Source organism: Saccharopolyspora sp. NPDC045839 (assembly GCF_056431645.1).
The window spans coordinates 29,298-43,010 of the sequence record NZ_JBWKKH010000012.1; the positions used below are offsets into that span (position 1 = coordinate 29,298).

Annotated in this window: 9 protein-coding genes and 2 pseudogenes; 6 read left to right on the plus strand and 5 right to left on the minus strand. The window is 63.1% G+C overall.

The annotated features are described in order from the left end of the window. The first annotated feature begins 41 nt into the window (after positions 1-41). Positions 42-824, plus strand: a complete 783-nt coding sequence (locus AC07EQ_RS18730; RefSeq protein WP_478389185.1) for an SDR family NAD(P)-dependent oxidoreductase — start codon at positions 42-44, stop codon at positions 822-824. Positions 825-1,039: 215 nt separating this feature from the next. Here the strand turns inward: AC07EQ_RS18730 and AC07EQ_RS18735 are convergent, their stop codons facing one another. After that, the gene (locus AC07EQ_RS18735; protein WP_478389186.1) at positions 1,040-1,420 is read right to left on the minus strand and encodes a hypothetical protein; all 381 of its coding nucleotides are present in this window, start codon (positions 1,418-1,420) and stop codon (positions 1,040-1,042) included. A 481-nt stretch (positions 1,421-1,901) separates the two neighbouring features. Here AC07EQ_RS18735 and AC07EQ_RS18740 point away from each other — a divergent pair, with 481 nt between their 5' ends. From AC07EQ_RS18740 to AC07EQ_RS18750, 3 genes are all read left to right on the plus strand, one after another. After that, complete coding sequence (locus AC07EQ_RS18740; RefSeq protein ID WP_478389187.1) at positions 1,902-3,704, plus strand: fatty acyl-AMP ligase; 1,803 nt, start codon at positions 1,902-1,904, stop codon at positions 3,702-3,704. Further along, the gene (locus AC07EQ_RS18745; RefSeq protein WP_478389188.1) at positions 3,694-5,475 is read left to right on the plus strand and encodes a protoporphyrinogen/coproporphyrinogen oxidase; all 1,782 of its coding nucleotides are present in this window, start codon (positions 3,694-3,696) and stop codon (positions 5,473-5,475) included. The genes AC07EQ_RS18740 and AC07EQ_RS18745 overlap by 11 nt, the downstream gene beginning before the upstream one ends. A gap of 355 nt (positions 5,476-5,830) precedes the next feature. Next, a complete protein-coding gene (locus tag AC07EQ_RS18750) occupies positions 5,831-6,250 on the plus strand; it encodes a hypothetical protein (protein WP_478389189.1) in 420 nt (139 codons plus the stop codon). Positions 6,251-6,357: 107 nt separating this feature from the next. Here the strand turns inward: AC07EQ_RS18750 and AC07EQ_RS18755 are convergent, their stop codons facing one another. The 3 genes and pseudogenes from AC07EQ_RS18755 to AC07EQ_RS18765 all read right to left on the minus strand — a co-directional run. Then, positions 6,358-7,362, minus strand: a complete 1,005-nt coding sequence (locus tag AC07EQ_RS18755; protein ID WP_478389190.1) for a hypothetical protein — start codon at positions 7,360-7,362, stop codon at positions 6,358-6,360. A gap of 8 nt (positions 7,363-7,370) precedes the next feature. Further along, on the minus strand, positions 7,371-8,504 hold the full coding sequence (locus AC07EQ_RS18760) for an alcohol dehydrogenase catalytic domain-containing protein (protein ID WP_363903893.1): 1,134 nt from the start codon (positions 8,502-8,504) through the stop codon (positions 7,371-7,373). Between the two features lie 277 nt (positions 8,505-8,781). After that, positions 8,782-10,563 (minus strand): annotated as a pseudogene (locus AC07EQ_RS18765) (acetolactate synthase large subunit); the annotation flags it as partial. Between the two features lie 537 nt (positions 10,564-11,100). On the opposite strand from AC07EQ_RS18765, the pseudogene AC07EQ_RS18770 reads away from it, so the two are divergent. Next, positions 11,101-11,427 (plus strand): annotated as a pseudogene (locus tag AC07EQ_RS18770) (DDE-type integrase/transposase/recombinase); the annotation flags it as partial. 21 nt (positions 11,428-11,448) lie between these two features. On the opposite strand, the gene AC07EQ_RS18775 reads toward AC07EQ_RS18770, so the two are convergent. After that, positions 11,449-12,279 (minus strand): HC3 family zinc finger protein, encoded by an 831-nt coding sequence (locus AC07EQ_RS18775; protein ID WP_478389360.1) that lies wholly within the window; start codon positions 12,277-12,279, stop codon positions 11,449-11,451. Between the two features lie 54 nt (positions 12,280-12,333). Here AC07EQ_RS18775 and AC07EQ_RS18780 point away from each other — a divergent pair, with 54 nt between their 5' ends. Beyond that, a complete protein-coding gene (locus tag AC07EQ_RS18780) occupies positions 12,334-13,683 on the plus strand; it encodes an amino acid permease (RefSeq protein WP_478389191.1) in 1,350 nt (449 codons plus the stop codon). Positions 13,684-13,713 lie beyond the last annotated feature (30 nt).

Here is a 13,713-nt window from a genome sequence, read left to right on the forward strand (position 1 = left end):
TCCACCACGTTCTTATCTCGTCACATCTTGAGAGCAGGCAAATGGACCTTGAACTGAAGGATCGAGTGGTACTCGTCACCGGGGCATCTGTCGGCATCGGACGGGCAACTGCCGAGCTACTCGCAGCGGAAGGAGCCACCGTAGTTGGCGTGAGCCGCAATCTGGGGCCTAGCGACCCAGATCGACAGATCGATCACGTCATCGCCGATGTGACCGACCCGCAAGCAGGTGATCGCATCGTCGAGACAGTGCTGGAACGCCACGGCCGCCTCGATGGACTGGTCAACAACGCGGGTGGGTTGGATCTCCGAAGTGGCTTCCTCGACATCACCGAGGAACAATGGCTCGACATGTTCGACTTGAACTTCCATGCCGCGCGGCGCATGAGCAAAGCCGCACTACCGGCACTCCTCGAATCTGGCGACAGTGCGATCGTCAATATCTCCAGCTCTTCTGCCCATTTAGGCACAATGCTGAATCCCGACTACGCGGCGGCCAAGCTGGCGCTGTTGTCCCTGTCAAAAACCTTGGCTGCCGAGTTCACCGGCAAGGGAGTCAGATCAAACGTGGTCACTCCTGGACTGACCAGGACGGCAATCTATGACCGTCCCGGCGGTTTCGGGGAGAAAGTGGCGAAGCTCCGCGGGATCGAATTTGCTGGCATCGTCGACTACATGGCCACTGCGGTTCGCCCGCAACTGACGAAACGAGTCAGTGAACCAGAGGACGTCGCTCGCGTGATCGCCTACCTTGTCTCCCCATTGGCAAGCCAAGTTACAGGCGCGGAATGGGTAGTTGATTCCGGCGTGCTCATGCAGATCTGAGCAGGCTAGAAGGTCGTTACAACCCCACCACGGTGTGGGTCGCCAACGCATTATCCGGTGCTGAGCTTGAAACCTTGAAACAGAATGCCGCTGCGCGACCGAATCGCGCAGCGGCATTCTGATTCGTCAGCGTGATTTACCGACAGAGCAGGACTTGGCGGATTTCACCGAGCGGAGACCTTCGGGCCGGTCTCAGGATTGGTTAAGACTATTGGTCAGATCTGCGGCATCGACGCCCATGCGTGGGCCGAGGAACCGTACGTGATGACGTTTCCGCCTCGGCTCGGACGGAACTTGCCGCTCTGGACCCAGAACGTGGACGGGCTGTGCATGCCGTAGACGTTGATCGGCTCCGCGGCGGTGCTGGACCCAAGGCGAGTGAACTTCTGGCACTGACCACGGTGCACGATATTCGTGGTCCAACCGCCTCGCGCAGGAAACTCCACGTAGGACGCGTAGTCGCCCCGCGAGCACACGGTAAGCTGACCGGTGGCGGCTGAGGCGGGCGTCGTGGCAGCCAGCATGGTGGCCGATGCCAGGACACCGACAGCGATGGCGGAAGAACTTGCTCGCTTGAGGGTGTTCGCGAAGGGCATATTTTCTCCGGTTCAGGTGTCTCTGCGCCGAATTCACTATTGCTGCGGTCGCATGGAAATTGCGTGGTGAAGCTATGCCGGAGAGACTCGGCTCTGCAACAGGGTGCGAACAGATCTGCCCGTGCGGGCATGAACATATTCTCTTGCGAATCCGCCGTCAGACATTCTCGAGGGCGCGCTGCACGGTCCGTGAGCACCTTGGTTGCTGCCGGCTCCGTGTGCTATGGCGAATACAAGTAGCACTCGCTTGCGCACATCTTGCCTCACGCCGTTGGGCGGATGGATGGGCAGGAAACGTGGGTCGATCAGGCAACTTCGAGGATGGCGCCCTTTCGTCCACCGTACCGGGGTTCCTACGTTTTCGGCGTCCGGGTCGGATTCGGCCGGTCCGGTGCAAGGCCGTCCGCGCGGTGCTGTCTGGGCTGTTGGCTGCACAGATCAAGTGGTTCGCGTGCCGCGACCGCAGACAGGGAGGCTCGTTGTGCAATCGGACGTTGAGCCGGATCCGCGCCCGGTCGCGAGCCCCGGTGCAGGCACGATTCTGTCGGCGTTCGCCGATCTTCATGAGCGCGACATGCACCGCGAGCTTTTCGTCTTCGTCGACGACGAGGGCCGCGATGTCGAGTCGATGACAGTGCATCGCCTGGCCCAGGACGCGCACCGGGTCATGTCTCTGCTGGAAGAGCGGGACGTCCGGCGTGGCGACCGGGCCCTGCTGGTCTACCTGCCTTCCCTGGATTTCGTCAGCGCGTTCCTTGGATGTCTTGCCTGCGGCGTGATCCCAGTTCCGGTCGCCGCGCCGAATCCGTTCAGGCTCGCGACCGACACCGGGGCTTTGGCGGCCATTGCCGTCAGCTCCGGTGCGCGTGTGGTGCTGACCCACGATGCCTATCAGGGGGCGATCGAGGCTGCGATAAGAGCGCGCCCGCTCCCGCCCGAGGCGCCCAAACTACCCGAGATTCCTTGGCTGGCCACCGATTCACGCGATGGTGGCGAGGTGGACGTGGTCGACCTGCGGCGTTGGTACGCCCCCGCAGATCCTGATGAGCCGGCATTCCTGCAGTACACGTCCGGCTCGACGGGCTTCCAGAAAGGCGTGATCGTCAGCCATCGCAACATCTACCACGAGTTGCTGTTCCTGGCCGCGGACCTGGGGCTCGGTGACGACACGGTCGCGGTCACCTGGGCACCGCACTTCCACGACCTCGGATTGATCAGCTTCCTGCTGAACACCATCGTGGGGCACTCCGGGCGGACCTACGTGATGTCGCCCCTGAGCTTTCTGCAGCGGCCCTCGGTGTGGTTCGACGTCATGTCCCGGGTGCGCGCCACGCACACGTCGGCGCCGAACTTCGCCTACGACCTGATGGTCCGCAAGACGACCTTGGAGCAGCGGGCCGAATGGGACCTCAGCGCCGTGCGAATTCTCGGTTCCTCAGGCGAAATGGTGCTGCCACAGACCATGGAGCGGTTCTGGAACGCTTTCATACTGCGCGGTCTGAAGCCCGCGGTGTTCCACCCCGGTTACGGCATGGCCGAGCACACATTGAGCCTGAGCGTGGGCAGCGGTGGACCGATGTGGGTGGACAAGCGGGAGCTGGAGAAGGGCCGCGTGCGGCCGGTGGAGGCCGGGTCCGCGCGGGATGCGGTCGGTCTCTATGGCAGCGGTTGGGTCACCAAGGAAGATGCCCGCGTCCGCATCGTCGATCCCGACACCCACAAGCCATGTGATCCAGGGCAGGTGGGGGAGATCTGGGTCGACTCGCCCACCAAAGCCCTCGGGTACTGGGGCTCGGCGGACGAGACCCGTGAGACTTTTCGCGCTCGCGTTTCCGACGGCGACCCCCGTGAGTATCTGCGGACGGGTGATCTCGGTTTCCTGCACAACGGGGAATTGTTCGTCACCGGTCGGCTCAAGGAACTGATCACCATCCGGGGCGACAACTACTACCCGCAGGCCATCGAGGAATCCGTTCACCGGTGTCATCCTCTGATCCGCCCGGGCGGGACCGCCGCATTCTCGGTTCCCTCACAGGGATCCGCCCAGAGCGAACGGCTGATCGTCTTCGTCGAGACGGTGGATGGCGAGCCTTCCGCCGACACTGCCCGGGAGGTCACCCGGGTGGTTCGCCGCACGATCAGGGATTCCCACGGGATCGCGTGCGACGAGGTGGTCGTAGGTGCTCCGGGACTGGTGCTCAAGACGACCAGCGGCAAGGTGCGGCGCGCCGCGTGCCGCGCGCAGCACCTCCAGCGAGCAGGGGAGCAACCCGATGAGCAGTGATCCGCTATTTCCGGGGCTGCGGATCTCCACCGGACCGGATGATCCGCGACTACACGACGTCGATGCCGACTTCACCGCATTGCTCCGGAAATTGAGGGGCACCTGTGATCAAGCATCTGCGTCAGGGGTGCGCCCCACCTCGACAGTCTGTGTCGTTGGTGCGGGTCCGAGCGGTCTGACCGTCGCGCACGAGCTGGAACACCTCGGGCACACCGTCGTAGTGTTGGAACGCGAGCCGGTCGTCGGTGGCAAGTCCGTTTCGGTCGACGTCGACGGACGTGCCTACGATCTGGGCGCCCACATCTGCGCACCGCGCTACGAGGAGTTGGCCGAACTGGCGGCCGAGTTCGGTGTCGACACCGTGGAAACCACAGCGGTCTACGAGTACGACGCCGACCGGTGGATTCGTCGCTCTCCGAGTGCGGCGTTCTTCCGGAGATCGGAGTTCTCGCGGTACTCGCGATTGCGGGAACAGACCTTTTCAGACATCGGGGCCGCCGGGCTGGCGCACTCTGCTGGGTCGTTGGCTCAACCGATATCGAAATGGGTGGTCGGCAACGATCTCTTCGCCATGACGGATTCGCTCGGATCCGGCTACACCGCCTCGGGATACGGCTATCCGCACGACGATGTACCCGCACTGTATTTCGTCAAGCATGCCGAGATGACCGGCCTGGTGTCCGTCGGCCCGCGATCCACCGGGCATGCCGGAACCTTCACGATCTCCGGTGGTTTCGGACAGCTGTGGCAGCGCGTTGCCGGCAGTCTCACCGATGTGCGCACCGGTACGCACATCACATCGATCGAACGGACATCCAGCGGCGTCGTCGTCCACACTGACTCCGGTGCTGTGCTGGCGGATTCGCTCGTTCTGTCCGTTCCTCTCGACGATGTCGTCGACGTGCTCGACGCCACTGCCGATGAACGGGACATCGCGGCGAGGATTCGCACGATCGACTACTACACCGTGCTTTGCCGGATCTCCGGACTTCCCAGAGGCGGCATGTATCTCGTCCGTTCCGAGGGCGAGGCACCGCCACCTGGCCACTGCGTGGCCTATCACAACCGGTATTCCGACACCAACGTCTACACCTGCTACTCCTACGGCGCGCATGGCTTGGAGACCGCAGACATCGTTCGGCAGCTGCGTGACGATGTGGCCGCGATGGGCGGCCAAGTCACCGAAGTGCTGATCACCCGCCGCTGGCCATTCATGCCGCACTTCGGCGCTGAAGACCTCGCGGACGGAATTCTCGATCGTCTTGAGCGCATGCAAGGAGACAGACGGACCTATCACGTCGGGAGTCTCCTGGGGTTTGAGTTGATCGAGACCAACGTGGGCTATGCCCGGAAACTCGCGCGCAGCCACTTCGCAGCTCCAGCTGCCGACAGCAGCCGCAGGGAGAGCCGGCGCGATGCACCGCGATCGCAGACCCTTTCCGCCAGTGTTCGGATCCGCGATGCCGGTGGGCTCTCCCCGCAACGGCTGGGCGTCGGTGCCGATGGCGCGGTTGCGCGTGCACGAGGTGCCCGGCAACCACTTCACCATCATCGGCGGAGCCGACCTACCCGGGCTGGCCGCGACCTTGCGGATAGTGCTCGACGCGACACTGCTGAAGAAGTGATAAAGATGTCCCCGATTATGCGCCCGCATCTACCATGTCCCAGAAATCACCCTGCTCGTCGTATCGGATTGACTGAAAATTCATATATAATTGTCTTTTTGCTCGCCATGTGCCAATTTGTCAAGCGGGCCAAGCATCTTTCGTAAGACCTGTGTTGGTAGCGCACGTTCTTTCAGGGACGACACGCGATGGCATCGCGGCTCGGTGGTGATGTCAGACGCCTTCCGTTCTCCCCGAGTCCTTCTCGCCACACGCTCTGCGGGCCCAAGCGGAGCTCTCCGCCTATGAGACCACGACCTCAGCGGCACTGGCCGGACTCGCGGGCGCGTTGGCGCGGTGGGCGGCGATACGAGTGCCTCCCACAATGGACTGGGACATACCCCACCTGCACTACTTGGCCGCCTTGCTGGACGAGCGGGGTACACCGATGCTGGCACCGGAATTGTGGCACTACTGGCAGGATTTGGTGTGTCAGCGCAACGCCCAGGTTCACGAGTTGGTGTGCGGCGCTGTCTCGCCGAGGGCCTGCACGCTGTCGTCGTCGAGGGGCTGGCCGGTATTGCGGACATTGCCCGCGGCCGGTTGCCAGGAACCACGCCCCAACAGGCACTGCGGTTTCTAGCCGACGTCGATCCGGTCTGGCGCCGCATCGCTCCGACCGAGCAGGTCACCAGTTACGCCGAGCTGGTCCGGTTGGCCTATGTGGTGCAAGTGCTGCGAGCCGGTTGCCCAGAGCTGCACGGACGATCTGGGCGATTGCTGATATGCGTGGAGGATCCGGCCGAGTCCCGGATTCTTTCCACGGCGCGGACAGTCGCCGAACGGGCTGGGCTGGATCTGCAGGCCGTGGGGCTGTATCCGCTCGGGACACTCCTGCCCAGCACGGGCGGCAGCCTGCACGCCTGCGGGGAGCCGAGGTAGGCAGCGCCGGGAAACAGACCGGCGCAGGGGAAACTCGCGTTCGTTGAGTGAGCGGGACACATTGCTGCGCCCCGCTCACCATGCACGTTGCCGGACGAGGCAGTAGCTCAGTTGCGCAGCAGCAACGCTGTCACATGTAGACCGCATGCGACTGCCACGATCAGCGTGTACTCGGTGGTGATCTCGTCGAGGTAGTACGCAAGATTGACCGGGTAGGTGGCCACGGTCATATTGCCGTGCTCTGCGAGGGTGTCCAGGTATTCCCGGGGTTTGATGCGCTCATTCCAGTGGTCCATCAGGATCCGGGAACCCTGGTGGGTCATCAGGGTTACCTGGTTCGGGTCCACGTCATTGCGTTTGAGCAGGTCCTGTGCCACTACTGCAACGGCGTCCTTGACCAGCCCGCCGAGATCCTCGATCCCGGTCTGCGTCATGTCGTAGGTCGGGGTCGGCAGCCCGGTGACCGGATCGGCGGGGAGCAGCGTGAGTCCGTTGAGGTGCAACGTTCTCATGGTCATAGTCAGGCCGTGGTATTGGCTGCTTGCGGTCTGCGTCAAGTGGTCAACGACCACGAATCGATCGGAAGGACCGACCACCGCCGCACCGGCCGCGTCGCCGATGCTGACCGCGTGGCCTTTGGTGTAGTCCATGTGTCCGGTCCAGTTGGCGCCGCAGGCGACCAGCGAGTTGCGGGCCCGGCCGGCTTCTACCGCCTCGGCTGCGTGCACGACCCCGAGCAGGAAGTTGCTGTACTCGCTGTTGATCGGTACGACCATGACTTCAGAGGGAAGCCCGAGCAGGTGGTGCACGTGGTAGAGGCTGTTGGGGGTGAGGTATTCCGGCACGGTAATGTAGCCGTACAACCGGTCGATGTCGACGGGCTCGAGCCCTGCTTTGCCCAGCGCGAGATCGGCGGCTTTGACGACATGGTCTTCAATGCGTTCGCCCTTGGCGAGCACTCGGCGGCGATCGAGGCCGCGGAAGACGGCCGCCTCGATCACGCCCTGGGCATTGCGGTTCTGATTCAGCGAAGCATATGCCGGGTCGTCGTTGCGTCGGACCCCGTTCGGGACCGAATAGCCAGCGCCGAGAATGCCTGCAGTCTGTGTCATGTCGTCCCTCAGTACGTGATGAGCGGCTTGATAATTCCGTCAGCGCGTGAAGCGAGAAGGTCGAAAGCTTTCGCCGCGTCTCCGAAGCCGAAGCGGTGCGTAGTCATCGGTGTGGGGTCGATGCGCTTGTTGACCATGAGCCGGAACAACCGCTGAAGACGCTCGGAGCCGCCAGGGCAGAGCATCGCTCGGATTGTCTTGCCACCCATGCCGAAACCGAAGGACACCAGTGGAATCGGCAGCGGCCCGGTGGCTTGCCAGCCGTGGTAGCCGGCATTGACCACCGTGCCTCCGGCTTTCGTTGCGCGAACGGCCTGTTCGAATGTCTCATGGGTGCCGAGTGCCTCGATGGCGCAATCGACCCCGTGCTGGCCGACGACGTCCCGGATCTTGTTGATCGCATCCTCGTGGCGCGGGTTGATGACTAGATCGCTGCCGAACTGCGCGGACAGGCGGGCATTGAGCGGGCGAGTCGCAGTGGTTATGACTGTGCCGGCGCCGAGCAAGCGGGCTCCTGCCGTGACGGAGAGACCGACCGCGCCTTGAGCGAACACCGCAACGGTACCGCCAAGAGGGATGTTGGCCTGTTCGGCTGCGGCGAGCCCCGTGCTCATGGAGTCGGTCGCGTACAACGCCTGCTCGTCGGTCAGCTCGTCGGGGATCCTGGCGACGTTGAAATCGGCGTCCGGCACGACGAAATATTCGGCCAAACTTCCGTCCTGTTGTGTGGTGAACTTATAGCCACCAACCCCACCGCCGCACTGCTGTGGCGCTCCGCTCTGGCAGAAATCACAGCACCCACACGGCGTGACTGAGGTAACCGCCACCCGTTCGCCTTCGCGTACTCGTGTCACCGCGTCCCCAACGCGGCTCACGATCCCCACACTTTCGTGCCCAAGGACCCGGCCCACTGGCACAGCCATTGCTCCGCTTAGATTGTGTACGTCGCTCGCGCACATCATCGATGCGGTGGTTCGCACTACCACATCGCGCGGACCTGGTTCCGGTACCGGCCGTTCTGCCAACGCGACCTCGTTGTGCGCCACAAGCGTCAGGGCTTGCATGGTTACGCGCCGCGGACGTGGCAACTTAGCAGTTTCTTGGCTACCCGATTGCGTCGTGGTCAAGCCGCTCGTACTCATGACTTTCCTCCTCTTCTACAGCCTTGCATTCGAGAACGTCTGCCAGGTTCCGGAGACTGTCCACCAGGGATTCGCCGCGGTCCCCGGGAGATTCCAAGAACAGTTCCAAGTATTGCCGCCCGCTGCGGCTTTCCATCGACATCCGGTTTATGGTGAGGCCGCACCGGCGCACTGTGGCCGTAACGCGCGGTACTACGTAAGGGGTGTCCCGCGTAACCAAGAAAACTGCTCGAGGCGAGGCGCAGGCCAACTTTTTACTCGCGTTTCTCGCGATGATTTCCTCGCGAACGATGCTCGTATCCCAGCGTGGTGACATGCCCCGGGCGATGGCGATATCATCGTTGCTTACGCCTGGCCCGATCATCGGCCACACCATCTCATCGGCCGGCACCTGGAAATCGATGACCACTGGAGTTTCGGTGATTTCCAGAGCACGCCGAACCACGTCGTCGATTTCATCGGCCTTCGTGCATCGCAGACCGACGCATCCATATGCTTCGGCGAGCCGCACGAAATCCGGCGCCGCCCCAACGGTGTTCAATTCAGACTGCGAGTACCGCTCGTCGTAAAAAAGGTTCTGCCACTGCCGGACCATGCCATAACTACCGTTGTTGATCACAGCGATCTTGATGGGGATTCGTTCGGCCACGCACGTGGCGAGCTCCTGATGCGTCATCTGGAAGCAGCCGTCGCCGTCGATCGCCCAGACCTCGCGCTCGGGCAGAGCCATTTTCGCGCCCATGGCGGCAGGCACCGCCACTCCCATCGTGCCAAGCCCGCCCGAGGTGATCAGCGAGCGCGGACGTTCGAAGCCGATGCACTGCGCAGCCCACATCTGATGCTGGCCAACCCCGGTCACGTAGATCGCCTCCGGCGCGGCCAGTTCGCTCAACCGGCGTAGCACACGAGGGGCGGACAGGCCCTCCGCCGGCTGTTCGCAGGCCGGGCGATAGGTTTTCCGATACCCCTGCAAGATCCTGGTCCAGGCCGTGAAGTCGTAGCGGAGATCCTCTGCAGCGCTTAGCCGGTGGAGGTCGCCGAGGACCTCCTTGCAATCGCCGACCAGGGGCACATCGGCGTGCCGGACACGAGAAACCTCGGTGGCGTCGATGTCGATGTGGATGACCTGTGCCCCGGGGGCGAACGTGGACAGTTGTCCGGTCACTCGGTCGTCGAAGCGAACGCCGACCGCGATGAGCAAGTCAGCCTGTTGCAGAGCGCCGACCGCGGCCACTGATCCGTGCATACCCGGCATGCCCATGTGCAATGGATGGCTGTCCGGGAAGACGCCGAGTCCCATGAGTGTGGTCACCACAGGTATCCCGGCGTGCTCTGCAAAGCGCAACAGCTCCGGAGCGGTTTCTCCGAGAACGGCACCACCGCCTACGTAGAGCACCGGCCGCGATGCCGAACTCAACAGCTTTAAGGCGCTACGCAGCAACTCCTCGTCATACATGGTCGGCGTCTGAGGCGCAGGCCCTAGTAGTCCGGGGAAGGGAGTGGCGGCGAGCAAGGCATCCTTGCACACGTCAACGACCACCGGCCCGGGCCTGCCAGCCGTGGCAATCCGAAATGCGCCCGCGATCGCAGCAGGGATCTGTTCGGCGTCGGTGACTGCGAACCCGTGTTTGGTAATCGGAAGAGTGATCCCCAGGACGTCAATCTCCTGGAAAGCGTCCGTTCCGATTGCCGTGCTGGGCACTTGGCCGGTGATCGCCACAATCGGGATCGAGTCTCGGTACGCGTCGGCCAGGGGAGTGACGAGATTTGTCGCGCCGGGACCGCTGGTAACCAGACAAACCCCAACCCTCCCGGTCGCCTGGGCGTATCCCCTCGCCGCGTGGCCGGCGCATTGCTCGTGCCGTACCAATACGTGCCGCAGCGTCTTCGAATCGACCAGCGCATCATACGCCGGCAGGATCGCGCCCCCGGGCAAGCCAAAGATCACCTCCGTCCCGACTAGTTCCAGGCTTCGGAGCAGGGCTTGAGCGCCGGTTATCCGTTCGGCATACCTTGGTGAGGGGACGATCATCGGGAAAGCCTCCAAAGGAAGACCCATTAATTCCGAGTTGCACCCGGCGCCGACCTACCCCACGAATACCGACGCCAAGGACTATCCCGCCGACGACATGACAGCATGCCGCTCCGCGCAATTATTGTTTAGAGAAAATGGTGCCATTGATCGCCGCTTCACATGCAAGCAACGGGGCCACAAGAAATACGCGCAAGGAAACCGGGCGATCGTAGCAGATACTCCCGCTCCCCACCTCCGGCAGAATTCTCCGTTCTCGACCTGCGGGGAATCGGACTACCCCAGATGTACGCCGCGAGTTCGGCAAATTTTTACGGTTCTATCGTCAGAGACGATACCGCTTGACCGCGGCTGTGCCCTTGCGATCATCAATACATGCCTATTTGGGCAGGTTCAGGGAGTGCTGTGTCCGCTCGGGATCCAGAGAGGGGAGACGAACGTGCGCGTCCGAGCTGTCTTACAGCGAGGGAGGCACGCGCCAGGTAGGCATTGATGACGCTGGATTCACACGAAGTACAAACGGCTGCGGGGCGAGAAGAAAGCCATCGAGTGCTGGCGGGGAATCGCCGAAAGGGCATCGAGGTGGCTCGCTGCACCGTCGAGCGGCTGATGCGTCAGCTGGGCATCAGCGGTGTCGTGCGAGGCGCACCCAAGCGGACCACGATCCCGGCGAAAGACGGTGTGCGGGCCGGTGATCTGGTCAACCGGGACTTCGCCGCCGGCCGGCCGAATGCCCTGTGGGTTGCGGACCTCACGTATGTTCCGACGTGGTCGGGCACGGTGTATGTTGCGTTCGTCCTGGACGTGTTCTCCCGCCGGATCGTGGGGTGGAAAGCCGGCACCAGTCGGGACGCCTCGCTGGTGCTGGACGCGCTGGAGCTGGCGCTGTGGACAACATCGTCGTGCGGCGTTTCACAGGCGGTGCAGGGTCCTCGCGAAAGTCGGCGTGCTGTTCATGATCTTGGCGGCGGACCAGCATTCCGGGCAGCTGTCCCAGAACCAATCGGTCTCACTCGGTCGGATCAGCGTGATCACCTCGCCGCAGAGCGCTACGACCTCGGTCCCGAGTTCACGCTGATGTTGCTCCTTGCGCATGGCGTGTCTGGCGCCGTTCACTGGCAGCCACCGAACGTCACTCACGTTGATCGCCTCCACTGGGCATTGCCATTCTGTCAGCGTCAGTCTGGGACGTGACGTGCGAGCCACCGATGTGGAAGTCGAGTGCGGGTACGCGGCCTTTGCCGGCTCACGCCGTGTCCAGGTCAGATCTCGATGTATTCCACCTAACAGGCTCGTGACCTCGAAGCTACGCAGCGAGCGCGCGTTTCGCGATACTTCAGGGCATACGTGCACTTTCGGGCTGGACAAGTTGACCCAGTTCACAGTTCGACGCTTCCACCCGTGCGGCTTCTGCGGGTGTCGTCTCCGCGCCCGGATGCTTTGGCGGGCGCGCGGCGCACCAAGGAAGCTGCGTGATCGTGTACCGGGTTGCTCGCGGGAATCGCTCGTCCGCGGTGCCCCCACGCCCCCATCGGGGTTGCCCGGAAGTCCCGTCCTTGCAACGAATTCTTGACGGGTAGCTACCCAGGGGTCAGCATTGCTCTTCATTCGCCAAGAGCGGAACAAGCGTGAGGATCGGCCGCGCGTCATATTCGCGTGTGACGAAACGACACCGGAAACGAGTTGGATCGAGTGACTGACCGAACCGTGCGGGATGAAGGCCGACCAGAGCTGCGAGAGCATGTCGATGTCGGCGACATGGGCTACAGCAAGTCCTTGAAAGCCAGGCACATCAACATGATCGCGATCGGGGGCGCGATCGGCACCGGGCTTTTCCTCGGCGCGGGCGGGCGATTGGCGCAGGCCGGTCCTGCATTGGCCATCGCGTATGCCGTCTGTGGTGTGTTCGCCTTCTTCGTGGTGCGGGCTCTGGGGGAGCTGATCCTGTACCGGCCGTCGTCCGGCGCATTCGTTTCCTATGCGCGGGAATTCATGGGCGAAAAGGGCGCTTTCGTCGCTGGGTGGATGTACTTCCTGAACTGGGCCACCACCGGTATCGCCGACATCACCGCGATTTCGCTGTACGCGCACTACTGGAGCCTGTTCACCCCGGTTCCGCAGTGGGTGCTGGCGCTGGCGGCGCTGGTGATCGTGCTTGCGCTGAACCTGGTCTCGGTGAAGCTCTTCGGCGAGATGGAGTTCTGGTTCGCGATCATCAAGGTCGGTGCGCTGGTCGTCTTCATGGTCATCGGAATCGGCCTGCTGGCCGTGGCGCATCCGATCGACGGCACCGTCCCCGGGCCGCAGTTGATCTTCGACAATGGCGGTGTGCTGCCCAACGGCCTGATGCCCTTGATCCTCGTAGTCCAAGGAATCGTCTTCGCCTATGCCGCCATCGAGCTGGTCGGCGTGGCCGCGGGGGAGACGAAGGACCCCGAGAAGATCATGCCCAAGGCGATCAACTCGATCATGTGGCGGATCGGCATCTTCTACGTCGGATCGGTCATCCTGCTTTCGATGTTGCTGCCGTGGGACGCTTACCAGAAGGGCGAAAGCCCCTTCGTCACGGTCCTGTCCCACCTCGGAGTCCCCGCGGTCGGTGACGTGATGAACCTGGTTGTTCTCACCGCCGCGATGTCCAGCCTCAACTCGGGGCTTTACTCGACCGGTCGCATCCTGCGGTCTATGGCGGCCTCCGGTTCCGCCCCGAAGTTCACTGGCCTGATGAACCGCAGCCAGGTTCCTTACGGCGGAATCCTGCTCACCGGCGCGGTCTGCGTGCTCGGTGTGGGGCTGAACTACCTTGTCCCCGCCGCAGCCTTCGAGATCGTGCTGAACTTCGCCGCGATCGCGATCATCACCACCTGGGGCATGATCATGCTGTGCCACCTTCTCTTCGTGCGCAAGGCGAAGACCGGCGCGGTACTTCGACCGACCTACCGCCTGCCCGGCTCGCCGATCACTCAGGTCGTGACGATCGCGTTCCTGTTGTCCGTCGCGGTTCTGATGTGGTTCGACGTGCCGGCGGGGCGGGTGACGTTGCTGTGCGTCCCGGTGCTTGTGGCAGCCCTGGTGATCGGCTGGTTCTTCGTCCGCAAGCGGGTGGAGGCGGCACAGGTTCTGGGGGAAACCGACGAGAATCATTAGCCGGGTTCCGCTAGATTGCTGGTGGCTCCT